This window comes from Streptomyces sp. NPDC048248, from assembly GCF_043201875.1.
Taxonomy (GTDB): Bacteria; Actinomycetota; Actinomycetes; order Streptomycetales; family Streptomycetaceae; genus Streptomyces.
This window is the reverse complement of the sequence record NZ_JBICZL010000007.1, coordinates 236653-259899: the sequence shown is the minus strand read 5'-3', so window position 1 is coordinate 259899 and position 23247 is coordinate 236653. Positions and strand designations below refer to the sequence as shown.

Annotated in this window: 23 protein-coding genes; 13 read left to right on the top strand and 10 right to left on the bottom strand. The window is 69.0% G+C overall.

Annotation, left to right across the window (positions count from 1 at the left end; translation table 11 throughout):
• The first annotated feature begins 60 nt into the window (after window positions 1-60).
• Together ACGFZW_RS17035 and ACGFZW_RS17030 are read left to right on the top strand one after the other, a co-directional pair.
• Window positions 61-558 (top strand): DUF2975 domain-containing protein, encoded by a 498-nt coding sequence (locus tag ACGFZW_RS17035; RefSeq protein ID WP_393893914.1) that lies wholly within the window; start codon window positions 61-63, stop codon window positions 556-558.
• Window positions 558-851 (top strand): helix-turn-helix domain-containing protein, encoded by a 294-nt coding sequence (locus tag ACGFZW_RS17030; protein ID WP_393893913.1) that lies wholly within the window; start codon window positions 558-560, stop codon window positions 849-851. Before ACGFZW_RS17035 ends, ACGFZW_RS17030 begins: the two co-directional genes overlap by 1 nt.
• Window positions 852-941: 90 nt before the next feature.
• Here the strand turns inward: ACGFZW_RS17030 and ACGFZW_RS17025 are convergent, their stop codons facing one another.
• The 4 genes from ACGFZW_RS17025 to ACGFZW_RS17010 all read right to left on the bottom strand — a co-directional run bounded on the left by ACGFZW_RS17025 (window position 942) and on the right by ACGFZW_RS17010 (window position 4914).
• The gene (locus ACGFZW_RS17025; RefSeq protein WP_393893912.1) at window positions 942-1289 is read right to left on the bottom strand and encodes a hypothetical protein; all 348 of its coding nucleotides are present in this window, start codon (window positions 1287-1289) and stop codon (window positions 942-944) included.
• A 998-nt stretch (window positions 1290-2287) separates the two neighbouring features.
• Window positions 2288-2932 (bottom strand): response regulator, encoded by a 645-nt coding sequence (locus tag ACGFZW_RS17020; RefSeq protein ID WP_393893911.1) that lies wholly within the window; start codon window positions 2930-2932, stop codon window positions 2288-2290.
• Window positions 2923-4146, bottom strand: coding sequence for a sensor histidine kinase (locus ACGFZW_RS17015; protein WP_393893910.1), 1224 nt, complete (start codon window positions 4144-4146; stop codon window positions 2923-2925). Before ACGFZW_RS17015 ends, ACGFZW_RS17020 begins: the two co-directional genes overlap by 10 nt.
• 99 nt (window positions 4147-4245) lie before the next feature.
• Window positions 4246-4914: a DedA family protein gene (locus ACGFZW_RS17010; RefSeq protein WP_393893909.1), complete on the bottom strand. Its 669-nt coding sequence runs from the start codon at window positions 4912-4914 to the stop codon at window positions 4246-4248.
• Window positions 4915-5560: 646 nt separating this feature from the next.
• On the opposite strand from ACGFZW_RS17010, the gene ACGFZW_RS17005 reads away from it, so the two are divergent.
• Window positions 5561-6592 (top strand): alpha/beta hydrolase family protein, encoded by a 1032-nt coding sequence (locus ACGFZW_RS17005; protein ID WP_393893908.1) that lies wholly within the window; start codon window positions 5561-5563, stop codon window positions 6590-6592.
• 177 nt (window positions 6593-6769) lie between these two features.
• Here ACGFZW_RS17005 and ACGFZW_RS17000 read toward each other — a convergent pair whose 3' ends face one another.
• Entirely contained in the window at window positions 6770-7330 is a 561-nt protein-coding gene (locus ACGFZW_RS17000; RefSeq protein ID WP_393893907.1) for a hypothetical protein, read from the bottom strand.
• 124 nt (window positions 7331-7454) lie between these two features.
• Window positions 7455-8180 (bottom strand): dienelactone hydrolase family protein, encoded by a 726-nt coding sequence (locus ACGFZW_RS16995; protein ID WP_393893906.1) that lies wholly within the window; start codon window positions 8178-8180, stop codon window positions 7455-7457.
• 575 nt (window positions 8181-8755) lie between these two features.
• Between ACGFZW_RS16995 and ACGFZW_RS16990 the strand changes: the two genes are divergently transcribed.
• The 5 genes from ACGFZW_RS16990 (at window position 8756) to ACGFZW_RS16970 (ending at window position 14296) form a co-directional block, all read left to right on the top strand.
• Complete coding sequence (locus tag ACGFZW_RS16990) at window positions 8756-9874, top strand: alpha/beta hydrolase family protein (protein ID WP_393893905.1); 1119 nt, start codon at window positions 8756-8758, stop codon at window positions 9872-9874.
• A gap of 219 nt (window positions 9875-10093) precedes the next feature.
• On the top strand, window positions 10094-11140 hold the full coding sequence (locus ACGFZW_RS16985) for a TerC family protein (protein ID WP_393893904.1): 1047 nt from the start codon (window positions 10094-10096) through the stop codon (window positions 11138-11140).
• Between the two features lie 776 nt (window positions 11141-11916).
• Window positions 11917-12177, top strand: coding sequence for a hypothetical protein (locus tag ACGFZW_RS16980; RefSeq protein WP_393893903.1), 261 nt, complete (start codon window positions 11917-11919; stop codon window positions 12175-12177).
• 150 nt (window positions 12178-12327) lie between these two features.
• Window positions 12328-12807, top strand: a complete 480-nt coding sequence (locus tag ACGFZW_RS16975; RefSeq protein ID WP_393893902.1) for a hypothetical protein — start codon at window positions 12328-12330, stop codon at window positions 12805-12807.
• A gap of 247 nt (window positions 12808-13054) precedes the next feature.
• Entirely contained in the window at window positions 13055-14296 is a 1242-nt protein-coding gene (locus ACGFZW_RS16970) for a hypothetical protein (protein ID WP_393893901.1), read from the top strand.
• Between the two features lie 185 nt (window positions 14297-14481).
• Here ACGFZW_RS16970 and ACGFZW_RS16965 read toward each other — a convergent pair whose 3' ends face one another.
• The 3 genes from ACGFZW_RS16965 to ACGFZW_RS16955 form a co-directional block, all read right to left on the bottom strand.
• Window positions 14482-14976, bottom strand: a complete 495-nt coding sequence (locus tag ACGFZW_RS16965; protein ID WP_393893900.1) for a lamin tail domain-containing protein — start codon at window positions 14974-14976, stop codon at window positions 14482-14484.
• A gap of 369 nt (window positions 14977-15345) precedes the next feature.
• Window positions 15346-16623 (bottom strand): cation:proton antiporter, encoded by a 1278-nt coding sequence (locus ACGFZW_RS16960; protein ID WP_393893899.1) that lies wholly within the window; start codon window positions 16621-16623, stop codon window positions 15346-15348.
• Between the two features lie 130 nt (window positions 16624-16753).
• The gene (locus tag ACGFZW_RS16955; RefSeq protein ID WP_393893898.1) at window positions 16754-17038 is read right to left on the bottom strand and encodes a hypothetical protein; all 285 of its coding nucleotides are present in this window, start codon (window positions 17036-17038) and stop codon (window positions 16754-16756) included.
• Window positions 17039-17317: 279 nt separating this feature from the next.
• On the opposite strand from ACGFZW_RS16955, the gene ACGFZW_RS16950 reads away from it, so the two are divergent.
• Both ACGFZW_RS16950 and ACGFZW_RS16945 read left to right on the top strand, forming a co-directional pair.
• Window positions 17318-18265 (top strand): HAMP domain-containing sensor histidine kinase, encoded by a 948-nt coding sequence (locus tag ACGFZW_RS16950; protein ID WP_393894114.1) that lies wholly within the window; start codon window positions 17318-17320, stop codon window positions 18263-18265.
• 2 nt (window positions 18266-18267) lie between these two features.
• Complete coding sequence (locus ACGFZW_RS16945) at window positions 18268-18927, top strand: response regulator (protein WP_393893897.1); 660 nt, start codon at window positions 18268-18270, stop codon at window positions 18925-18927.
• Between the two features lie 308 nt (window positions 18928-19235).
• Here the strand turns inward: ACGFZW_RS16945 and ACGFZW_RS16940 are convergent, their stop codons facing one another.
• Window positions 19236-19523: a hypothetical protein gene (locus ACGFZW_RS16940; RefSeq protein ID WP_393893896.1), complete on the bottom strand. Its 288-nt coding sequence runs from the start codon at window positions 19521-19523 to the stop codon at window positions 19236-19238.
• Between the two features lie 882 nt (window positions 19524-20405).
• Here ACGFZW_RS16940 and ACGFZW_RS16935 point away from each other — a divergent pair.
• The 3 genes from ACGFZW_RS16935 to ACGFZW_RS16925 are packed head-to-tail and all read left to right on the top strand — an operon-like array spanning window position 20406 to window position 23226.
• Window positions 20406-21545: a Gfo/Idh/MocA family protein gene (locus ACGFZW_RS16935; protein ID WP_393893895.1), complete on the top strand. Its 1140-nt coding sequence runs from the start codon at window positions 20406-20408 to the stop codon at window positions 21543-21545.
• Window positions 21542-22477 (top strand): PmoA family protein, encoded by a 936-nt coding sequence (locus tag ACGFZW_RS16930; RefSeq protein WP_393893894.1) that lies wholly within the window; start codon window positions 21542-21544, stop codon window positions 22475-22477. The genes ACGFZW_RS16935 and ACGFZW_RS16930 overlap by 4 nt, the downstream gene beginning before the upstream one ends.
• A complete protein-coding gene (locus ACGFZW_RS16925) occupies window positions 22471-23226 on the top strand; it encodes a cupin (protein ID WP_393894113.1) in 756 nt (251 codons plus the stop codon). Before ACGFZW_RS16930 ends, ACGFZW_RS16925 begins: the two co-directional genes overlap by 7 nt.
• The last annotated feature ends 21 nt before the right edge of the window (window positions 23227-23247 follow it).

Here is a 23247-nt window from a genome sequence, read left to right as displayed (position 1 = left end):
AATGACCGAAACCTGACTAGGTCCATTGATTTTCGATAGGCCTCGATCGACAATCGATAGATGCATCACCTCATCACAGGCGTGCTCCGGGCCGGTATCGCCGTGGCAATCGCGCTCGGCCTCTTCGGTCAGATCGTGGTCATCCCGACCACGGCGGCCGACGAGGTCGACCTCTTCCCCGCCTACGCCCCCTTCGCGGCGCCTTACTCAGCGACGGCGATCCTCGGCGTCGCCTGCGTCCAGGTCGCCCTCGCGGCCCTGTGGAGACTGCTCGGCATGGTCCGACAAGGGGCGATCTTCTCCCCGCGGGCCTTCCGGTGGGTCGACATCATCATCGGTTCCTCGGTGGTGGCGACGACCCTGGCGGTCGGGGCCGCCGCGCACCTGACGCTGGCCGAGATCCCCTCTCCGGACGACGGTATGGACGCCCTGAGCGGCCTGGCAGCCGCGATCGCGGCTGCCGGCGTGGGAGCCTCGTTCGCCATGCTCACCCTGATCATGCGAAGTCTCGTGCGCAGGGCGACGGCGCTCCGGACGGAGATGGCCGGGGTCATCTGATGGCGATCGTTGTCGACCTCGATCGCCTGCTCGCCGAACGCAATCTGTCGGTCGGCGAGTTCGCCGCCACCGTCGGCATCACGCCCGCCAACATCGCCGTACTCAAGAACGGCCGGGCGAAGGCGGTGCGTTTCACCACGCTCGACGCCATCTGCGACGCCCTCGGCTGCCAGCCTGGTGACGTACTGCGCTGGATGCCCGACGACGTCGAGGAGGGCCAGGGAGTTTCGGAGCAGCTCCCCAGCCCTGCGGCACACGGCATTTCGAAGGGTTGCTCAAGCAAGCCGATCTGACGTCTCATCACCGTCGTGGTTCTCACATTGTGCCTCTCGGCGCCGATGGCCGAGCGCCTTGCGGGTCCATCGATCAATTTCGGCGCCACTTCAAAACTGTAGGAAGGCACCCAGCTCAGCCGCGGGCGGGAACCCTTCGTCCACGCCGAGCGGGCCGATACATACCCGCGCTTCCTCGCCCGAGAAGAAGGAGAGAGGCTCCGGCCCCTGCCCGACGACGAGAGCGTTGCCCGCACGGCGCCAGCCTGCGTAACGCCGCTTGCCTGGCACGTCAGGCGCGTCCACCAGGACATCCAGCTCGGGAGGCCCGAGCAGCTGGGTGAACTGGTCGACAGCGGCCCCGAGGTGAGCGTTGAAGTCTTCCCTGCCGGCGCCCCGGAAGCTGGTCCAGCCCGGCAGGCGGGCCCCACTCGTCCTCCGTGAACGCCAGGTCTTCACCCACGTGGTACTGCTCGCAGAACGGCATCAAGAACCGGGCGTCCCCTTCGTGGACGTGCTGCCCTTGATCGGTGACGAAACGGGCCATGAACGCCGGCTCCGTCTCGGCGTCGTCCCGCCATCCCAGCGCGCGCATCGCCTCATCCGTGGCCTCCCACCAGCCCTCCCCGTCCCAGCGAAGGTCCGCGAGGCTGATGATTTGTCCGGCTGGTCGGGGAGCGAGCGGGCACACCGCGACATACTCCGCGAGGTCGCCGGCCTCACCCGACTCGCCGCCGTCCAGGTAAGCAGCCTTCCGCTCCGACACAGCCCCACTCCCCCACGGAACGCGCGGGCCCCGTATATCGCCTCGGTCCTCCACCGATGACCATGCTCCCGCAGCTTCCCCTACGCCGTTCCCCAGCCATCAGAGCCGGTCCAGCCGGCTCGCCCGGCCGAGTCGCACGCCCATCGCGCTGCGGCGGCTTCGTCTTGCTTGGCTCGCTGAGCCAAAGGGCGGATCCATTGGACCGCAGCCTGTCGATACCGACTTATATGGAAAGCATTCGATAGGTTCTCCGAGCGGGCCCTCCTGACCCTGGCGACCTCCGAGGCCAGGGTCGGAGGGCCGACCCTCGCCACAGAGTGACCACGCGGTCCGCGCACAGCCCGATCGCGGCCACGAACGGTGCGCAGCAGAGATTCGTAGGCACACGGCCAGCTGTGGGTCGGGGAGGGTGGCCTCGACCAGACCGCACTTATCTTGATCATCGTCGAGGCATCGGCGACGGTCACCTCGGGACGGAGCATGACCTCGGTTATCCGGCCTCCCCCGCCGCTCGCGTCCATGGTCACCACCCCGTGAGCGCGATCTTCGTAGTCGACCACGGTCACCCCTCCAACAGCCGCTCCGGCACGGCGTCCCGTCCCCTCGCGAGCACGGGACAGGTCGCCGTACCGTATGCCGTCGAAGCACCGGGCCCCCGGCACGGGGCCCGGGCCCCTCGCTGCCTCAGGTGTCAGGACTCCAGATAGCGCAGCACCGCGAGCACCCGGCGGCTGTAGCCGGTGGTGTGTGACAGCTCCAGTTTGTCGAAGATCATATTGAGGTTCTTTTCCACCGCACTCAGCGATATATGCAGTTTCTGCGCGATGGCTGCGTTGGTATGGCCCTGGGCCAGCACCTCCAGGACGCTGCGCTCGCGTGGGGTGAGCCGCCCGAGGGGGTCGCTGTGTGGGGAGCGAATGACCAACTGCCTTACGATTTCCGGGTCGATGGCGGCGCCGCCTGCGTGGACGCGCTCCATCGAGTCGAGGAACTCCTCGACCTGCGCGACCCGGTCCTTGAGAAGGTAGCCGACCCGCTCGGCGTTCGACGTGAGGAGCTGTGCCGCGTAGTTGCGCTCCACGTGCTGGGAGAGCACGAGTACGCCGACTTCCGGCCAGCGGTCGCGGATCTCCACCGCGGCACGCAGCCCCTCATCGGTGTGGGTCGGCGGCATCCGGATGTCGGTGACCACGATGTCCGGTGTCTGCGTCTCCACCTCCCGTAGCAAGGAGACCGCTTCCCCCACCGCGGCGAGGACGTCGTGCCCCTCCTCGACGAGGAGCCGGACAAGCCCTTCTCGCAGCAGGGTCGAGTCCTCGGCGAGAATTACGCGCACGGCAGCTCCGCTGTGATGGTGGTGGGACCCCCCGGGGGGCTGTGGACGTCCAGTCTGCCGTCCAGCGCGGCCACCCGGCTGCGCAGTCCGGTCAGACCGCTGCCCGCCGGGTCGGCGCCGCCGGTCCCGCTGTCGCGCACCAGCACCGCGAGGAACCCGTCGTACCGCTTGACTCTGATGAAGACGTCCTCGGCCGCCGAATGCTTGGCAGCGTTGGTCACGGCCTCCGACACCACGAAGTAGGCGGCGGTCTCGATGGGCGTCGGCAGCGCCCCAGGAACGTCGTACTCGATCCTTGTCGGGATGCTGCACCGCTCGGAGACCCCGCCGAGCGCCTCCTGCAGACCGAGGTCGTCCAGAGCCGACGGATAGATGCTCCAGGCCACTTCACGCAGTTCGGTGAGAACTTCCCGGGACTCCTTGTGCGCCTGCTCCAGGAGGTCATCCGCCTGTTCCGGCACCTTGCTGCGGCGGGCCCGGCCGAGCAGCATGGCGAGTGCCACGAGACGCTGCTGGACACCGTCGTGCAGATCGCGCTCGATGCGGCGCCGCTCGACATCCACGGCCTGCACCACCGCGGCCCGGCTGGCGGCCAGTTCGTTGATGCGCCGTACGAGAACCTCGTGCTCGGAGGGCCCGAAGCACTCCCGGGCGAGGCGGGAGTCGAGAGCCGCCAGGGAGCGGAGACCCTGTACGTCCAGGAACAGCAGGACGCCACCGAGCACCAGTTGGATCAGCAGCTCCTGCCAAGTCAGCGTGGCCCGGGCGATTCCCGCGGTGAGAAGGCCGGCCAGCATGACGCCGATGACGAGCAGTGCGACCACGATGCCGCACAGCACTCCGCTGTACGTACGGGCCGCGAGGTAGCCAAGGACCGCACGGTCGGAGCTGTGGTGGTCGGGGAACGTGTCGTGGAAGAAGGCCGAGCGGCGGGAGCGATCCACCATGGTGATCCTGCGCGCCCCCGCGGCGAGCACGGTGTGGGCCCGGCCGCGGGTGTGCGGCCACAGAAGGAAGGCGCCGAGGACGGCCCCGGCCAGGATGAAGTACAGCAGGCCGAGCAGTGCGGTGAAGCACCCGAGCAGAACACCGATGACCTTGAGGAGACGGGGCGCCGAGTTGGCCGCGGATGCCGAGGCATGGCGGCCCTCCGGCCGTGACCCGGGCGTCGACGGAGGACGGTGGGTCTCTGTGCCTGCCCGGTCTCCCCTCACGCCTGTTGACATTAAGGGTGCGACACCTCTGCGGCAAGATCGTTCAGCTGGGGCGGGCCGAGGGTGGGCGGGGTGCGCGTTTCCGCTCATCGACATGGGTCAGGAGGTGCGACGGTGCTGGGACCGGGGCTGGTTCCTGGACCGGAGGCGCACGAGTACACAGGCGGCGATGGCCATGACGAGCAGGACAAGGACGGCCTTGGACAGGAAGCCGACGTAGCCCTCCACCACATCCCACCGGTCGCCCAGCCAATAGCCCGCCATCACGAGGACCGTGTTCCAGATCAGGCTGCCGAGGGTGGTCAGGGCCAGGAACGTCGGCAGTGGCATACGTTCCACGCCGGCCGGGACCGATATGAGGCTGCGGAAGATCGGCACCATGCGGCCCAGAAACACCGCCTTCGTGCCGTGCTTGACGAACCACTGCTCGGTGCGCTCCAGGTCGGAGCTCTTGACCAGCGGTAGCTTGGCCCAGATCGCATGCACGCGCTCGCGGCCGAAGAGCCCCCCGATCCAGTACAGGACGGCGGCGCCGGCCACCGAACCGAGTGTCGTCCAGAACAGCGCGGACGCCAGGCTGATCACACCTTGCCCTGCGGCAAAGCCGGTCAGGGGCAGGATCACCTCACTGGGCAAGGGCGGAAAGAGGTTCTCCAGAGCGATGGCGAGGCCGGCTCCCGGAGCGCCCATCGCGTCCACGAGGCCGGCCGCCCAGCCCGCGAAACCACTCGCGGGCTCCTGGGGCAGTGCGAGAGTCACGAAATCCATGCCGTTCTCCAAGCTGCTGAGGCGGCTGCTGAGGTAACAGCGCCGCGATTCACCAGCAACGCTAGAAAGCACGGGTCAGCGGCAGTATGCGGATAACCGTCGCGCAGGGTGGGGTTTTCCGCATACTCCCGGGGAGGGGCGTTGCTCTCGCGGTCTCGTCGGCAGCGTCCTTGGGCCCCGCGCGGTGTGGGTGAGGGCCATCCTCAGGGCATCTGACGCACTTTGAGTCAGCCGCGGCGGGAGAAGGGCGGGATCGATGCTCCTGGCCTGGGAGTTGCTTTCCGCCCGTCGCCCCTTCTGCTCGGACCGGAAGGCCACCGAAGATGTGGTTTTCCGCAGGTGGAGTGTGCGGGTTTCCGCATTCTGGGCTTGAGTGCCGGTCTCTAGCGTTCGGGGTATGAGATCACTTCCCAGCAGTACGCGCAGCAGGCGAGCCAGAACACGTACCGGCAGGGCCCGTTGGCGCCAGCATGTCGGCCGCCGCAGAGTGGTCGTGGTTGCGTCGGCCGCGTTCGCGACGCTTCTCACGTTCCCGTCCCTACCCGCCGCCGGGGAGGAAGCCGGGCGGGGACATGCTCGTGGTGAGCTGTTGTCTGTGACACCGCTCGGCGAGCGGAGCTATCGACGCGTCGTCAAGGAAGCGCAGATGTCGGGCTATCCAACCGATACCGCCCGCCACGGCGTCGCCGCGTACCGTCTCACCTACCGCACCGTCACCCCGGACGGGAGACCCACCACCGCGTCAGGTCTCCTCGCGCTGCCACGCGGAGGAGGGCACCTGCTCCCCACCGTCGTCCACGGTCACGGCACGTTGGCCTACCGGGGCTACGCGGCATCCGTCGCGGACGGGCCGGACCGTGCTGTCTCCCTCCTCTACGCCTCGGCCGGACGTGCGGCCGTCTCCCCCGACTACCTCGGCCTCGGTACGGGCCCGGGCACGCACCCCTACCTCGACAACCGTTCCGCCGCCGATGCCTCCCTCGACATGCTCCGCGCAGCTCGCGCGGCAGCACCGAGACTCGGTCGGTCGCTCGACGGGCGTGTCCACACCACGGGCTTCTCACAGGGTGGGCAGGTGGCCATGGCGCTGGGCCGTACGCTGAACTCCGGGGCCGACCCGCGCTTCCAACTGCGCGGTGTGGCGGCGGTCGGTGGCGCGTACGACCTCGAGACCAGCCAGCTACCCGGTCTTTTCGACGGACGGGTCGGCCCAGGATCGGCCGTCTTCTACACCGCCTACTTCCTCACCGCACAGAACCGTCTGCACCACCTCTACTCCGACCCGCGCGAGGTCTTTCGCGCCCCGTACGCAAATCATGTGGAAGAGCTCTTCGACAGCAACCACCCGGCGGACCAGATCGCGGGAAAGCTGCCGGAAACGTTGCCGGAACTGCTCACCGACCAGTGGTACGCGAAGCTGCGGCGGCCCAACGGCAGACTTCTGGCAGTGTTGCGCAGCAATGACTTCACCTGCGACTGGAAACCGAACGTGCCGGTCACGCTCTACAGTGCCACCGGCGATCACGACGTGCCCATGGCCAACAGCCACCAATGTGCGCAGCGGTTGTCGGCGCACGGAGGCAGCGCCCGGGTCGTCGACCAGGGCGCCGTCAGCCATTACGCAGCGTTCCAGCGGTCACTTCCGGAGATAGCACGCTCCTTCCCCACCTCTCCATGAGCCCGACCCCGCGACCGACGAAGGTGGCCGGCAGCGCCCGGCACGCCCCCGCCGGGGGCGGAGCAGCCGACAGCGCGGTGCGGGCCTTTAGGTCGTCGGTGTGCGCCGGTCGATCGGCCGCCGGTGGCGTGCGCGCGGAGCCAGCCGTCGGGCGGCTCCGCCTACGGCGCGTCGGGGTCAGTCGGTGATGTACCAATCATTCTTGAGGTACTCCAGGGTGTAGCTGCCGAGGTCGCTCTCGGAGAAGGTGGCGGAGGCCCTGACCGCTGCGACCGGCATCTCGATCTTGTCGGGCGTGCGCACGGCGACGCGCTGTGGGTCGACCGTCGCGGTTCTCAACGCCTTCTTCTGCGCGGGCGAGATCATCTGGAACACCGTGGCGTACGTCGACGTGCACGGGCCGAGTCCCTGGTCCTGTGCCTTCTTCGCGGCGGGCCCGGCCACTTCGCAGACGGTGTCGATGTCCTCACGCCCCAGGGCGTGGAGGTACTGCTCGTACCGCTGGATCGCGCCCTCCTTCGTCTTGGGCGCGGGCTGGTCGCCGGTCGGCTCGGCCGACGGCTTCTCGGTATGAGCGCCCACGGACGGCGTGGCCGACGGCTCTTCGGCACGCGGGGAAGCGGACGGCTGCGAAGGCTTCGCGTCCGTGTCCTCCTTCGCTTTGTCCGGACCGCACGCGCACGCCACCAGCGCCACACAGGCCGATACCGCCACGCTCATCATCGTCCGCGCTCTCATCAGGTCCCCTCACCACCAGCCGACAAGTCGTCAAGAGGTCACGCAGGATCCGGGGGAACGGTTCCCGAGCCGGTCCAGGTGGTGAACCGGCCGGTTCAGCCCGGAATCGCGGCTGCCTACCAGCTCACTCCTTTACGGGCAGGCACTCGGCGAGCAGAGCGACGACGTCACGCCAGGCTCGCTGTGCGTGCCGTGGGTGGTAGCCGACGCCGGGACGCACGGTGTGGTCGACCGTTGGATGGTGGAAGGCGTGAAGGGCTCCCCCGTAAACCACGAGGCGCCAGTCGACACCCGCAGCCTCCATCTCTGCGGTGAACGCGTCCCGTTGGGCGGGCGCCATGATCGGGTCTTCCGACCCGACCCCGGCCCATACCGGGCAGCGAATGCGCGCCGCCTCGCCCGGTCGGCCCGTGGTAGTTGCGTTGACTGTCCCGATCGCGCGCAGGTTGACGCCATCGCGCCCGAGTTCCAGCGCGATGGCGCCCCCGGTGCCGTAGCCGACGGCGGCTATCCGGTCGGGGTCGGTCCGCGGTTCGGTGCGCAACACGTCGAGCGCCGCGTGGCCGATGCCTCGCATCCGGTCGGGGTCGGCGAGCAGCGGCATGCAACGGGCCAGCATCTCCTCGGGGTCCCCCAAATAGCGCCCACCGTGAAGGTCGAAGGCCAGCGCTACATATCCCAGCTCGGCGAGAGCATCGGCCCTGCGGCGCTCGACGTCGCTGAGCCCCGTGCCCTCTGGTCCGAGCAGCACCGCGGGCCGGCGGTCGACACCGTCCGGGAGCGCGAGATGCCCGATCATCGTCAGGCCGTCGGCCGGGTACTCGACCGTGCGCGTGGTAACCGTCGTCATGGACTCGACTGTAAGGATCGCCGAACCCGGTCGGGCCGTGTTCACCCCCGGCAGAACAGCGCGGGTGTGCCTCCGTAGGCGCACGTCGGCGATGACCGGCTGGTTGTTCGCGACCGACCTGCGCACACCCACCACGATGGAGTCGAGACGGTAGGTCCGCCGTCTGTGGGGGCGGTGGGAGTCGACGCCCAGCGGGCGTACCCGCACCGCGACCGTCTCCCCGGCGCGCGGCAGCTACCCGGCTTCGAGAACTGCGATCGGTTCGTGAGTACCAGCCGGCCGCCGTCCGCAGCACGGCGTCATCGATCGTGGCGCGACATCTTGACGGTGGCTATCAGGCACTCGCTGACGGGACCCTGAAAGCGCTGGTGAGCGTTGTCGGTGGGATGCCAGGGTCCGCTCGTCCTCGCGGCGGATGCGCCGAAGCGGGATCCGCGGCCAGAGTGGCCGACATGCGAATCCATACAGCCATCACCACTGCACTGGCCCTTGGCCTCTGCCTGACCGTCGGGACGGGTACGGCTGCCTCTGCCGCCACCCCATCCGATTCCTTACCCTCAGCCTCGCGTGCTGCGGTGCGTTTCCAGCTGCCCGAGCCGACGGGGCGGCAGCCGGTCGGGAGCACCGAACTCCATCTCGTCGACCGCGACCGGCCGGACCCATGGGTCGCCGGCAGAGACCGCGAGCTGATGGTCAGCGTCTGGTACCCGGCACGCTCGACGAGCTCGTATCCCCGCCAGCCATACATGCGGCCCGGTGTCGCGCGGTTCCTGAACGAGTCGGGCTCGTTCGGGCTCGCCCGGCCCGGCGAGGTGGACTGGGCGGCCACCCGGGCGGCCGCGGCCCCCACGGCCCCGGCCGACAACCACGGCAGGCGACCGATCGTGCTGTACTCGCCGGGCCTGGAGATACCGCGCGCCCTCGGCACTTCGACAGCCGTGGAGCTGGCGAGCCACGGCTACATCGTCGTCACCATTGACCACACTCATGAGACCTCAGCAGTGGAATTCCCCGACGGCCGCGTCGAGCTGCGCAAGGAGTTGACGCCCGGAGTCGAGGGGGTCAGGAAAGCGGTCGACACCCGGGTACGCGACACCCGCTTCGTCCTCGACCAGCTTGCTGTGCTGCGGGCCGGCCACAACCCCGATGCCGAGGGGCGTCGTCTGCCCAAAGGACTGAGCAAGGCGCTCGACCTGAACCGGATCGGAATGTACGGCCACTCGGCCGGAGGCATCACCGCGGCCGAGACCATGCGCACGGATCGCCGTATCGACGCCGGCATCGACATGGACGGCACGCTCCAATACAGCAGCACCGAATTCCTCCCCGTCGCTCTGGAGGGGCTGGATCGCCCCTTCATGCTCATGGGCAAGGCGAGCCAGACTCACCTGAACAAGCCGTCCTGGCAGTCCTTCTGGAACCGTTCGACCGGTTGGAAGCGCGACCTGAGTCTGGAACGGGGCGGCCATTTCAGCTACACCGACGCTCAGACCATCGTGCCCGCTCTGGACGAGCACCTGGACATCCCGGCACAGACCCGCGAGGCGTACATCGGCACCGTGGACCCCGAGCGCAGCACCGCCACCCAGCGCGCCTACATCACCGCGTTCTTCGACCAGCATCTCCTGGACCGGCCGCGGCACCTGCTGGACGGTCCGTCCCCGGCCTACCCTGACGTGCGATTCGTCGAGTAGGTGGGGCGACCCGGGACTGTCCTGCATTGCCGCCGGGCGCTCGACTCGCTGAGCCGGGCACCCGCCGCGGAAGCCACCTTTGTCGGTGCCGAGACCTACGCCGATGGACGGCCGACCCGTCCGGATCGTCGTCGCGCGGCTGCGAGCGACAAGCGTGCATCGCTGAGTCAGACTTTCACCAGGGGCAGGCTTTCTCTACCACCTGTGTGAGGGATCTTCGTGCTCGACGTGCCGGTCTGGCTGTGGGTGGCGTTCGCCGTCACCGTGATCGTGGCGCTTGCGGTGGACCTCCTGGCGCACCGGGAGGCCCACGTCATCGGCTTCAGGGAAGCTGCGGCCTGGAGCGGGGTATGGGTCGGTCTCGCTCTCGTCTTCGGTGCGGTCGTCTTCCTGGTACTGGGCACGACGCCAGGCGTGGAGTACACCACCGCGTGGCTGCTGGAAAAGAGCCTGTCGGTCGACAATCTGTTCGTCTTCGCGCTGATCTTCGCCTACTTCAAGGTGCCGCGTGCCTACCAGCACCGCGTGCTGTTCTTCGGCGTCATGGGCGCGCTGGTCTTCCGAGGCGTCTTCCTGGCCGCCGGGGTGGCCGTGGTCAGCCGGTTCACCGCGGTGCTCTTCGCCTTCGCGGCCGTCCTCTTCTACAGCACCTACAAGATCCTCAAGGAGGAAGAAGACAGCTTCGACCCGGGCACGAGCATCGCCGTGCGGCTGCTGCGCAGGGTGATGCCCGTTCGGGACGAGTACGCCGGGATGAAGTTCTTCGTCAAGGAAGCCGGCAAACGGGTCGCCACCCCGCTGCTCGCCGTCGTCGCCGCAATCGAGGCAGCCGACCTGATCTTCGCCGTGGACAGCGTGCCCGCCGTCCTCGCGGTCAGCGACGACGCATTCATCGTCTACACCAGCAACGCGTTCGCCATCCTCGGCCTGCGTGCCCTGTACTTTCTGCTGGCCGGACTGCTGGACCGATTCCACTACCTCAGCAAGGGCCTCGCCCTGATCCTCTCCTTCATCGGCCTGAAGCTGATCCTTCAGGCGTCCCACAAGCTGTTCAGCAGCAGCATCCCGGAGATCCCCTCGCCGATCAGCCTGGCGGTCATCGTCGCGGTCCTGGCCACGGCCGTCATCTTGAGCATTCGCCGCCCCCTCCCGACGGCCCAGGAAGAGTCTGCTGCTTCGGGGGAGGACGACACCTCCTCGGGTCCGGCTGAACAAGCCCCGTCGCACAGGACGCGGGAGACGGGTGACCCACCGCAGGATGGATGACCTGCTACGTCCCAACCCCAGCACGGCTGCGCCCGGGCCGGCACGGCATTTCCCGCACCCGGTAAGGTAAAATCTCTCCCATTTTCGTGCAAACTATCCTAATCTGGACGTATGAGCAGAAACGAGAATGCGACAGCACCGCAGGCCGGGTACGTCTGCCGCGCCTGCCACGGCCCCGTGACCGCGACGCTCAGGCGATACAAGGCGATGGGAATCTTCGTCCCCTTGTGGAGGCCGGGCCCCTGCCAGAACCCGAGCTGCCCCAAGTACAGGCAAGAGGAACACAACCTGAGCCACAAGAGCGAGGCGCACGCGTAACCGCCTGGACCGCTTCAACCTGTTCAACCCGGCCACTTGAGCCGCGGAACGAGACAGCCGGCAGGCCGCCTCCCGCTGGCCTCATGGCGAGCTTCCCGCTCGCGGCCGCCATGTCGGTCACTCGCTCGTCGCCAACCGCCCGTGCCGCGACGTCGACGAGAAGCGCCTGCGGGCAGCCGGATTCAACGGAGTCACCTGGGTCCCGCTTACGGTGCCGGAGGCCGACATACGCGAGTTCGGTGGTGCGGGCTTCTGGGCGGACCTCGACGCCAACCCCTCGCTGGAGATGCTGCGCTGCCGCGCCTGGCGACACCCTGGACATCCTGGCGGCCGACCTCTGAACTCGCCCGAACAGCTGCCGAGCCGACGGTCGCAACCACATACCGAGGTAGTGACGGGCCGCTCTCCGGCCGCTGACCCCACGAACAGCCGGCGAGCTGGGCCGTTACGGTTGCTTGATGCAGGTACGAGGAGTGGATCCCCGAGACACCACCTGGGAGCAGGATGACGCCACCTATCGGGCGTACTTCTGGGACAAGCCTGCGCTGGCATCGGACGAGTACGAGGTGACCGGCGCCGATGTCGAGGAGGTCCTGGCCTGGGCCCGCGCAATGGCCGAGGAGACTGACTCGACCTACACGCTGTACGTGTGCGTCACCGACGAGGGCAGCCCCGGGCTTGTCCGCCTCAGCGGGACTGCGGGCGACCCGTTCGCCTGAGTCCTTGCCCACCCAGTTGGGCTCGTGAAGGCGGAGGACCTCCCCCAGGCCGTCAACGAGTCCTCCTCCACTGCCGCGGGCTGCAGCTAGGGGTAGCTGCACACTGAGCAATGCCAAAATGCGCAGTCCCGTCACGAGTTGGGGAGGGACGTGTCCTACGAATTGCGGGCAGTCATCGCCGAGAGCAGACTGCTGGAGGCCGCACAGGAAGTCGCGGAGGCTCGCTTCTTTCCTCTCCACGGAAGCCTGTCGCTGTTGCCGATCACCAATGCCTACTTCGACGCCGTCAGCGAGGGACCTGACGACAGGGCACTCGGGTTCTGGGGCATGCCCGGAGGCTTTGCGTCACACATCTCCCACTGGTCGGCAACAGGTCCCGTCGCATACGTCGAGGCCGAGTACTTCGGTGGAGTCGGCGAGCAGCACGCCGCGGTCTGGGAAGGCGGCGCCCGCACCCTTGGGCCACTGCACCTCCCCGAGGGGGAACCGCTCCCTGCCGACGGCGGACCGATCTCCCAGGTCCTTCGGTACCTCGGGGTCTCCGCGGGCCACGCGCACGACGAGTTCGAAGCCGCCGGCCTGCACCGGCACCGTCACACCGAAGAATGGGCCACTCCCCCTCCGGCCTGACGCTCCCCCACGCCACCAGGAAATGGTGCGCGGGCAGCGCCCTGGGCGCGCTCCCTGCCATTCGAGCTCGGGTCGTCAGCGCGTCACGCAGGACGCCATCAGGCGTGCGCGCCCTGCGCAGCAGTGCACGCACCAGCGCTGAGACCGCAGCGGATCCTGACCCCGCCGCAGCACGCGGCATACGCTCACCGGGTACGCTGCCCGCTCTCCGGGAACCGCTCCGACGGGGAGCGAAGAGGGGGCGATCATGCACAGAGCTGCGGGAATCAGGCGCAGGGGCATACTGGCCGCTGCCGTGCTGGCCACTGTCCTCACTGCTGCTGGGTGCGGTACGCACTCCGAGTCGACCGGCTCCCGGGCCACGGACTCCGCCGACAGGGCAGACCACGGTGGCAAGGACACCTCGCCGGGGACGGATTCCCTCACTTGGGAGTTCGAACACATCGCGGACTTCAGCGGAGAGCTCACCGATATCGCCGTCCTGGCCGAGGACGACATCTGGGCGGTCGGGACCGAGAACAACGGCGAGTCCAACGCCCACCTGCTCCACTATGACGGTAAGCAGTGGAGGCGCGAGCCCCTTCCCGAAGCTCTCGACTCCACCGACTACCCGCCCGAACTGGAAGAAGTCGGGGACAAATCCCTGTGGTTGCGGCCGCAGACCCATCAAGAGGGGGCCGGCGTGGCCGCCTGGGCAATGTGGGACGGCACCCGGTGGTCCACGGTGCCGAACCCTCCGCCGAGCAGTGTCGGCGACCTCGAAGCGGCGAGTCCGGACGACATCTGGGCCCTCGGCGGCGAGCAGACCGCCGTGCACTGGGACGGCACCCGCTGGACCACGACCCGGCTGCCGTACGGTGCCTCCGACCTCGCGGTGGTGGGACCGGACGACGTCTGGGCGGTCGGCAGCCGCTCCACCGGGCCGGGCACCGAGCTGGGCTACGGCGAGCGGTACAGCCAGCCCGCCTCGATGCACTGGGACGGCACGTCCTGGAAGCCCGTGGCGACTCCACAGGCCCGCTTCGAGAAGCCGATCCCGCCGGAGCCCAGCGCCGGCCTCACCCAGGTCTTCGCGCTCGACGGCGGTGACGTGCGCGCGTACGGCGGCAACACCTTCAACCACGGCGAGGTCGAGAACGAACCGGCGGACGAGTACATCCGGCTGCGCTGGGACGGCTCGAAGTGGGTCGAGCAGGAGCAGGCGTCCGGCGGCTGCGCACTGCGGACCCCGGTGGGTCAGGACGACAAGGGACTGTTCCTCGACGGCAACTGGTTCCTGACCGACGGCGGCCGGTGCGTGAAGATCAAGCGGCACCGTCTGCCCCTGTCGACCGGTGCGCGCAAGGGGTCGAACCAATCACTGTGGCTCGATGAGATCCACCGGGTCCCCGGCACCGACGAGTGGCTTGGCGCCGGACACGTCCAGGTCAACCAGTCCGGCGATCCCTTCGGTGCCCCCGTGGTCGTACGCCTGAAGCGCGGCGGCTGACCTTCGGCCCAGGGAAGCATCGAGCAGGGTTCAGAACAGAAGCCGAGCTCCGCGTAGTCGATGCCGGTGAACTGCGCCATGAGGTCAGTACGTCCATGAACGGGGCCCGGCAGAACTGCCAGGAGCCCCGGGGTGGAACACGAGCCGGCCCCGTCTCGCACCGGGCGACGGGGCCGGCTCATCGCTCAGTGGAAGGTGACGTAGCCGTTGCCGTCGCGGTCGTTCGCGCTCTTTGTGTAGGAGTGGACGTCGGCGCGGCTGCCGCCGGGCTTGTAGAGGTAGATGGTGTCGCGGTCGTTGTTCCAGAGGAAGTTGCAGTTGTCGCGGTAGACGACGTTGCCGCCATCGGAGTCGGTGCCGTTGCCGCCTCGGAGCCTGATGTAGTCACCGGGCTGCAAGTAGTGGTTCGCGGTGAACGTGAAACGGTTGCCCGTGGCGTCCTTGACGACGTAGCCGCGGAGGTTGACCGTCGCCGTACGCGAGTAGTTCTTGATCGTCAGGTACTCGTCCCGGGTGTTCCCGGTGGAGCAGCTGTTGGAGTCGGGGCCCGGTGCGTCGTACTGAACTCCGCGGACCTTCAGGGCCGAGGAGTACTCGGCGGCCTGGGCAGGGCTTGCTATCAGTGCGGCAAGCGTTCCGGCCGCAAGAGCGGTGGCACCGAAGGCGATACGGGTACGCATGATGAGGTCCCCCCTCAAGAGTGCTGATGAGAGACAGGACCCTACAGACTTCACAAGTAGCTTGTTACGGTTTCAAGTTTTCTGATCCCGGACATCACGGGCAGCGGATCTGCTGCACGAACCCGAACGGGAGGCAGCGGCGAGGTTGTGCACCCCAGGTCGTCACCGACCCGCCCCGCGCACGCGACGCCCCGGTGACGCGCGACGGCATCGACGCCGCGGTGACGACGAGCGCGGATGGGTACCAGCGGTGGCCGCCCCACTCGACATGGTCAGCGACTTGCCCAGGGCTTCACCCCGGTCGATGAGCGGCGCGAGAGGGCAATGCGCAGAGCCGTAAAGGCTTTCCACGGATACCCATGAATGTTCCTACTCTCCGTCGAGTGCGGCGCCCGAGCCTTTGATGTGGCGGGCAGGGGTGAGGCCGTCGGTTTGCGGGGTGACGCCCGTAGGCATGCGGGCACGGTGACCGCGGAGGCGGCCGGTCGCGGCCTGGAGGAGGCGGGCGAGCAGGTGGGCGCGCCCGGCGGCGATGGGACCGAGGACGGCCAGGACCAGGACGTAGCTGGCGATGAACGGGGCGAGGCGCCTGTCCAGGCCGGCGCTTGTGGCCATGGCCGCCAGAATCAGTGCGAACTCGCCACGCCCCACGAGAGTGGTGGCAATGTTCGCGGCGGGCTGGGGGCCGTAGCGATACAGGCGGGCGGCGAACAGTCCCGCGGCCACGTTCATGGCAATGGTCAGTGCTGCTGCGACGGCGACCGGCACGGCGACGGAGGCGATGTCCGCAGGGTTGATGGCCAGGCCGAAGGCGAAGAAGAAGATCGCGGCGAAGGCATCGCGCAGCGGATGCACCAGTTTGCGGATTCGCGGCCCGGAGGGGGTTCCGGCGAGGATCATGCCGACCATGAACGCGCCGATGGCGTCGACGACCCCAAGGACCTCGGAGACGCCGGCGACGAGGATCGCGGCGCCGAGGAAGCTGATGACCAGCAGCTCGTTGTCGCGCACCGCGATAAGGCGCCCGATCAGACGGGTGCCGTAGCGGGCGGCTACAGCCAGCACCATGAGGAAACCGAACGCCTTGCCCGCTTGGGCGATCGTCTCCCCGACACCCTGGGCGCCGCTGATGACGGGCTGGAGCGCGGCGAGGTACAGGGCGAGGAAGATGTCCTCCACGACGGTGACACCCAGGATCAGGCGGGTCTCGGGGCGAGCGATGCGGCCGAGGTCGACGAGGACCTTGGTGACGATCGCGGAGGAGGAGATGCCGAGGACGCCGGCGAGCACCAGGGCCTCCCGAGCACCCCAGCCCAGGGCGAACCCGAATCCCAGGCCAGCGCCGACGTTCAGCAGCAAGTAGATTCCGCCTGCGGCGAGCAGGCGCCTGCCGCCGCTCCTGAGGTCGTCGAGGTGGAACTCCAGACCGAGATAGAACAGCAGGAGCACCAGGCCGAGCGCGGAGAGCATTTCGAAGTCGTGTGCGTCCTGGACCAGGACCAGGCCTGGAGTATGAGGGCCGAGCAGGATGCCGGCGAGTATGAAGAGCGGGATGGTCGGCAGGCCGATCCGCCTGCCGAGGCGGGCGAGAATGGCGGCGGCCAGGAAGGCGCCGCCCATGGCGAGCAGAGTGTCGGTGTGTCCCACGGGTCACCACCCTCCGCGGCGTGGAACGTTCAACGTGTTGCGAGCGACGGGAATGTCCTCCGTTCACGGGTCCGTCGGGCACCGATGATCATCTGAGCGTCGGTGCCGCGGTGGTAAGCGCCGGCGGTCGTCAGAGCAGGCGGGGGCGCTGCCCGGCCGGGTCCTGTGGAGGCGCGAACAAATACGCCGCCACACCGGCCATGACCAGGCCCGCGGCGAGGAGCGGGCCGTGCGGGAGCACCAGGCCCATGACCAGCGTCGCCACGGAGAGGACCAGCAACGCCCAGGCCGGGCCGCGGCGGTTTCCCCGAGGCCGGCGCGGGCGCCCCGTTTCCCGGCCGCGGTAGCCACGCGGGTCGCTGTGATGTGGCTGCTCCTCAAGATCGTGTAGGGGATTGCCACCCTGCTGTGTCATCTCTCCTCCTCCCAAGGAACGGCAGGTGAGGGGTGCGATGCCACCGTCACACGCAGCCTGGAGGTGTCACCATCGGGTCCAGCACCCATTTCCGCAGGTGTCCGGCACCCAACGCCTGGAGCAGTTGGGTGCCGGTACCGATGGACACGAGGGCACCCGCCCCGCAGGCTGACAATGACGGCCACAGACCGACTCGACGGCAGCCGGGGCACAAGCGCCGGCGGTGGCGCCGAGGCAGGTCACAGCGGCAGGGACGGTGATGGGACGGAGGCGGTGTCGGTGCCCTTGTTCTGGCGGATCTTCCTGCTCAACGCCGTGGTGCTGATCGCTGCCGCTGCCCTGCTGCTGGGCCCGGTCACCGTCTCCACCCCGGTGCTGCTCACCGAGGCCGCGGTCCTCACCGCCGGACTGGCCGCGATGCTCGTCGCCAACGGCGTGCTGCTGCGGCTCGGTCTCGCCCCACTGCAACGTCTCACCCGCGCCATGACCACCACCGATCTGCTGCGACCGGGAAGGCGTCCGGCTGTCGGGGGGCACGGCGAGGTCGCCGAACTGATCACGACCTTCAACACCATGCTCGACCGCCTGGAGGCCGAACGCGCCACCAGCGCGGCCCGCGCCCTGTCCGCGCAGGAAGCCGAACGCCACCGCATCGCCCAAGAACTCCACGACGAGATCGGCCAGACCCTCACCGCCGTGCTCCTGGAACTCAAACGCGTCGCCGACCACGCCACGCCTGCCGTGCGGGAGGAACTCCATCAGGTGCAGGAGACCACCCGCGCCAGCCTCGACGAGATTCGCCGGATCGCCCGCCGCCTGCGCCCCGGTGTGCTGGAAGAACTCGGACTGACCAGCGCCCTGAAGGCTCTGACCACCGAGTTCACCTGGCCCACTCCGGCCGTGCGTCACCACATCGACGCCGACCTGCCACCGCTGAGCAGGGACATCGAACTGGTCCTCTATCGCGTCGCCCAGGAGAGCCTGACCAACGTCGCCCGCCACGCCGGCGCCCACCGCGTCGACCTCACCCTCCGGCACGCCCCCAGCGGGGTGGAGCTGCGCGTCCGCGACGACGGCCGCGGCATCGACGGCGCTGCCGAAGGGGCCGGCATCAGCGGAATGCGCGAACGCGCCCTGCTCATCGGTGCCGACCTCGCCCTTGGCCCCGGCGCCGACAGGGGCACCGAAGTACGCCTGATCGTGCCCGTCCACCATCGGAGCCGCTGACCATGTCCCAGGCGACAAGAACCCGCATTCTCCTCGCCGACGACCACCGCCTGGTCCGCCGTGGGGTCCGCCTCATCCTCGAGGGCGAGGCCGACCTCACGGTCGTCGCCGAGGCCGGCGATGGAGCCGAAGCCGTCGAAGCGGCCCGCACCCACCACCCAGACCTGGCCATCCTCGACATCGCCATGCCCCGCCTGACCGGACTGCAGGCCGCCCGCGAACTCTCCCGCTCACAGCCCGGGACCCGCATCCTGATGCTGACCATGTACGACAACGAGCAGTACTTCTTCGAAGCCCTGGCCGCCGGGGCCTCCGGCTACGTCCTGAAATCCGTCGCCGACCGCGACCTCGTCGAGGCCTGCCGCGCCACCATGCGGGGCGAGCCCTTCCTCTACCCCGGCGCCGTCAACGCCCTCATCCGCAACTACCTCGACCGTGCCCGCGAAGGCGGCACCATCCCCTCCAAGGCCATCACCGACCGGGAAGAGGAAATCCTCAAGCTCGTGGCCGAAGGCAACACTTCGCAGGACATCGCCGACCTGCTCGTCATCAGCGTCAAGACCGTGGAGCGGCACCGGGCCAACCTGCTGGAGAAACTCGGCATGAAGGACCGGCTGGAGCTCACCCGGTACGCAATCCGGGTCGGACTGATCGAGCCGTAACCCTCAGGTGTCATATCTGCGTTGCCCGGCGCCCCGGAACGGGATCAGACGCGTCGGCGGGCGGGCCGCAGTGGAGACGTGTGCGGAGACCGCGTCCGCACCCGTCGGGGCGCACCGCTGCGGGGAGGGGACTGCGACGCGGCGGGAGAGGCGGAAATCAGCGGCGCCTTGGCAGGATGCCGGCGCTCCACACCTGACGGGAAAGCGCCCGAACCGGTGGCTTGCGCCGTCACTTGGTGCTGGACCGAGGAGTGCCTAGGGCCGACCGTCGACATCCACGAATGCCACCGCAGCACCCATGCCCTCGGTCAAGGTGCGGAGGCCATGACCTCGCCGGCCATGATCTGCGGTGGGTTCGGGAGTAGCGTCGCGAGGTTGTCCCGCACGAAGTCCGCCGCTCTGGAGACCGATTCGTCGGCGCCGGCTTGGTCTTGGAAGACGCTGGTCGAGACCATGACGCCGTTCCCTGCGTCGACCCAGTAGTAGGCCACGAACCCAGGGACCTGACGCATGAGCGGTACGAACCCCTCGTCCACGACGCGGCCTGCCTCGGAAGGATCGCTCACTCCTTCGTACCGTCGCACTGCTGCGTACATGGCCGATCTCCTCACAGGGGTCCGGATCGTGGTCTGCTGGAACGCCGTACCCCTGCGGCGACTGTCCGGCCCGTGAGGAGTCCCGCAATCACCTGAAGGGCGGTCTCGGCTGATCCGAACGACACGCGGGCGCGGTGAGCGCAGTCGCTGTGGTCCCGGTGATCCCGGTGATCCCGGCAGGCTTCCCGGCCCGGCCTCGGTCGTCTGAACTGAGCGAGCCACGAGGCCGCCCGGCCGGTGTTCCACGCCAGGCCCCTCCCCCGACTGCAGACAGCAGCGGAGGGGAGCACGGCGAGCGCAAGCGGACGGCAGCAGCGCAACGAGCGAAGGTCCCGTAGAGGCTGACCGGCGCCCAACGGAGGAGACCGAGACTCAAAGGCTGCGCGAGCTCGCCCAGGCCACACCCCGGACTCCTCCGGTTCGGCAAGAGCGCCGAGACACCGTTCCGATGGGCCCATCGCCGATGTTGGCGTGGCCGATGGCCGGTCGGGCCTTGATCAGGCCGACGTGTCATTGGGTGATCGGCGGGAGAGCGGAAGACGCGTGGCGCTAGCGGCCCGGATTGGTGCGGCATGGTCCGTCGTCCTGTTGCAGCTATCGGCAGGTTCCATCCGGCCCGCACTCGGGACCGCGGCGGGCCGGGATCCCGCGCCCCGGGACCGCGGCGGCGAGCACGCCGGCCGCGCCGAGGTTACCGCCACCGCTACCTCCGCGTCATGAGTGATCGCGCCCAGGGTCGCCCGCCGGGCGCATGACCCTCCGACACCAGCGGCGGGAGCGGCGGAGATTGGTTGTGCACAGCCCCTTGTCCCGGCGAGCGACCGCTGCCTAGGGTTCCCATGCAGCAAGCGCTTTCTATAGATGCTGAAGGAGCATACCTGTATGCCCCCAACCACCGCGCGCTTCCGGGCCGCCGTCGCCGGAACCGGCGCCATCGCCCGCGGCAGCCATCTGCCCGCCCTCGCGGCCCACGCCGAAGATGTCGAACTGGTCGCCGCCGTCGACGTCGACCCCGAGCGTCTCGACGACTTCCGCAAGGCCGCAGGGGAGAACGTCGCCGGCTACACCGACCTTGCCCAGATGCTCGCCGAACAGCGCCCCGACCTGCTATTGATCGGCACACCACCGGCCTTCCACCGCGAGCAGACGGTGGCCGCGCTGCGCGCCGGCGCGTGGGTGCTGTGCGAGAAGCCGCTGTGCCTCTCGCTCGCCGAGCACGACGCCGTCGCCGAGGCGGAGGGCGCGGCCGGCGGCCCGTACGCGGCGGTGGTCTTCCAGCACCGCTACGGCTCGGGCGCCGTCCACGCCCGCGAACTTCTCGCATCCGGCGAACTCGGCGCCCCGCACGTGGCGCACTGTCAGACGACCTGGTATCGAGATAGCGCTTACTATGCCGTTCCCTGGCGGGGTCGCTGGTCCACCGAGGGCGGCGGCCCGGCCATGGGTCACGGCATCCACCAGATGGATCTGCTGCTGCACCTGCTCGGCGACTGGACCGAGATACGGGCCATGGCCGGCCGTCTGGTGCACGACATCGAGAGCGAAGACGTGTCCACCGCGCTGGTGCGCTTCGCGAACGGGGCCATGGCCACCGTCGTCAACAGCGTGCTCTCGCCCGACGAGGTGAGCCGCATCCGGATCGACTGCGCGGACGCGACCGTCGAACTCACCCACCTCTACGGGCACTCCAACGACGACTGGGTCTACACCCCGGCACCGCACACCGCCGCTGACACGGCCCGTACGCAGGTCTGGCAGTCCCCCGCCACCGACCTGCCCAGTTCACACGCGGCCCAGCTCGGAGGTCTCCTCGCGGCGATGCGCGCCGGGACGCGCCCGCCCGGCGGAGGCCACGACGCCCGCCGGACCCTGGAGTTCCTCGCCGCGCTCTACAAGGCGGCCTTTACCGGTCTGCCGGTGCGGGCGGGCGAGATCGTGCCCGGCGACCCGTACTACGCGGCCATGCACGGCAATCACCCCGACTGGGCCCCGCGGCCCGCCACGAAGGAGCAGAGCCGATGAGCGCGCCGATCACCGTCACCCACACCCACGGCGAGCGGATCACGGTCGCCCACGGCGACGTCGAGCTGATGGCGTATGTGTATCGGCCGGACCCGGAGGCGTTCGAGGCGCGCAAGCCTTACGTCCACCCGCTGCGCACCCTGTCCGGCAGCCCGGTCTCCGGCTACCGCCCCAACGACCACCGCTGGCACAAGGGCCTGCAGATGACGGCCAGCCATCTGTCCGGCCAGAACTTCTGGGGCGGCCACTCCTACATTCACGGCGAGGGTTACCGGCCCATCCCGGAGCGGGTCGGCTCGATGCGCCACGACGGATTCGAGACCTTCGAGGTGGACGAGGACCGCTTCAGCTTCACCGAGCGGCTCACCTGGATCGAGAACGGCGGTCAGGAGTGGGCCCGCGAGGTGCGTGGGATCACCGTCCACTCGGTCGACGCCGAGGCGGGCGCCTGGGCGCTGGACTGGTCGATCCAGCTCACCAATACGCGGGATGAGCCCCTGCACTTCGGGTCGCCGACCACCGCGGGCCGGGAGGCGGCCGGATACACGGGGCTGCACTGGCGAGGTCCGCGCGACTTCACCGGCGGCGACGTCCTCGGTCCCGACGGCCGGCTGGGCCCTGGCGAAGAGGGCGCCGCGCACCTGATGGGAACCCAGAGCCCGTGGCTCGCCTTCACCGGCGAGCACGACGGCAGGGACGCCCACTCGACCCTCGTCTTCGCCCACGCTCCGGAGAACGGCGACGCGATCCACGCCTCCCACTGGTTCGCCCGCTCCGAGCCGATCCCGACCGTCGCCTTCTCCTGGGCGTTCTTCGAGGAGTTCGAGCTGCCCCCGGGGCAGAGCTTCGCCTACCGCTACCGGGTCGTGGTCGCCGACGGCTCCTGGGACAGCGAACGCGTCGCGACCCACCTGAAGGGACTGGACTGGTGAGCAAGGCCCAACTCCCGCACCCGCTGCCCGGTGCGGTCGGTCTGTCGCACCTGAGCGCGTACGACTGGGAGGCCGCGGACGGGATGTGCGGCGGCAGCCCGCACCTGCACACGGTCTGCACCGAGGCCTACGTCGTCACCGGCGGGCGTGGAGCCGTACAGACCCTCACTTCCGACGGCTACCGGCAGACGGACCTCCAGGCCGGCTCGGTCGCCTGGTTCACACCCGGCACGGTGCACCGCATGGTGCAGCGCGACGCTCTGAAGGTCACCGTGCTGATGCAGAACAGCGGACTGCCGGAGGCCGGCGACGCCATCTTCACCTTCCCGACCGAGATCCTCGCCGACCCCGAGCGGTACGCGGCCGCCGCAGCACTGCCAGGGAAGGAGGGCCCAGCGGTCGAAGCGGCCACCCGCGAGCGTCGCGACCTCGCCATCGAGGGCTACCTCGCCCTGCGCGAGGCCCTCGAAGCAGGCGACAACGGGCCGTTCCTCGACTTCCAGCGGGCTGCCGCGCGCCTCGTACGCAGCCGCGTCCCGCAGTGGCAGGAGCTCTGGCAGGCCGGTGCCCTCGCCACGGCCCGGCGCACCGGCCGGCAGCTGGCCGCCCTCGCCGCGGGAGATCCCTCCCACCTCGCGGAGGCCGCGGTCCACACGGCCGAACCCACTCGCCACGACGGCTACGGAATGTGCGGCCGTCGCCAGGAGTACGAGCTGTCGGGCACCACCCTCCCGTACTACGGCGAGTAACCACGTCCGCCCTCACACAGC

Bases quoted from the DNA above. Each gene is read 5' to 3' on its own strand.
- ACGFZW_RS17035 (WP_393893914.1), top strand. From the start codon at position 61: ATGCATCACCTCATCACAGGCGTGCTCCGGGCCGGTATCGCCGTGGCA.
- ACGFZW_RS17030 (WP_393893913.1), top strand. From the start codon at position 558: ATGGCGATCGTTGTCGACCTCGATCGCCTGCTCGCCGAACGCAATCTG.
- ACGFZW_RS17010 (WP_393893909.1), bottom strand. From the start codon at position 4,914: ATGGATTTCGTGACTCTCGCACTGCCCCAGGAGCCCGCGAGTGGTTTC.
- ACGFZW_RS17005 (WP_393893908.1), top strand. From the start codon at position 5,561: ATGTCGGGCTATCCAACCGATACCGCCCGCCACGGCGTCGCCGCGTAC.
- ACGFZW_RS17000 (WP_393893907.1), bottom strand. From the start codon at position 7,330: ATGAGAGCGCGGACGATGATGAGCGTGGCGGTATCGGCCTGTGTGGCG.
- ACGFZW_RS16995 (WP_393893906.1), bottom strand. From the start codon at position 8,180: ATGACGACGGTTACCACGCGCACGGTCGAGTACCCGGCCGACGGCCTG.
- ACGFZW_RS16980 (WP_393893903.1), top strand. From the start codon at position 11,917: ATGCAGGTACGAGGAGTGGATCCCCGAGACACCACCTGGGAGCAGGAT.
- ACGFZW_RS16970 (WP_393893901.1), top strand. From the start codon at position 13,055: ATGCACAGAGCTGCGGGAATCAGGCGCAGGGGCATACTGGCCGCTGCC.
- ACGFZW_RS16965 (WP_393893900.1), bottom strand. From the start codon at position 14,976: ATGCGTACCCGTATCGCCTTCGGTGCCACCGCTCTTGCGGCCGGAACG.
- ACGFZW_RS16955 (WP_393893898.1), bottom strand. From the start codon at position 17,038: ATGACACAGCAGGGTGGCAATCCCCTACACGATCTTGAGGAGCAGCCA.
- ACGFZW_RS16945 (WP_393893897.1), top strand. From the start codon at position 18,268: ATGTCCCAGGCGACAAGAACCCGCATTCTCCTCGCCGACGACCACCGC.
- ACGFZW_RS16940 (WP_393893896.1), bottom strand. From the start codon at position 19,523: ATGTACGCAGCAGTGCGACGGTACGAAGGAGTGAGCGATCCTTCCGAG.
- ACGFZW_RS16935 (WP_393893895.1), top strand. From the start codon at position 20,406: ATGCCCCCAACCACCGCGCGCTTCCGGGCCGCCGTCGCCGGAACCGGC.
- ACGFZW_RS16930 (WP_393893894.1), top strand. From the start codon at position 21,542: ATGAGCGCGCCGATCACCGTCACCCACACCCACGGCGAGCGGATCACG.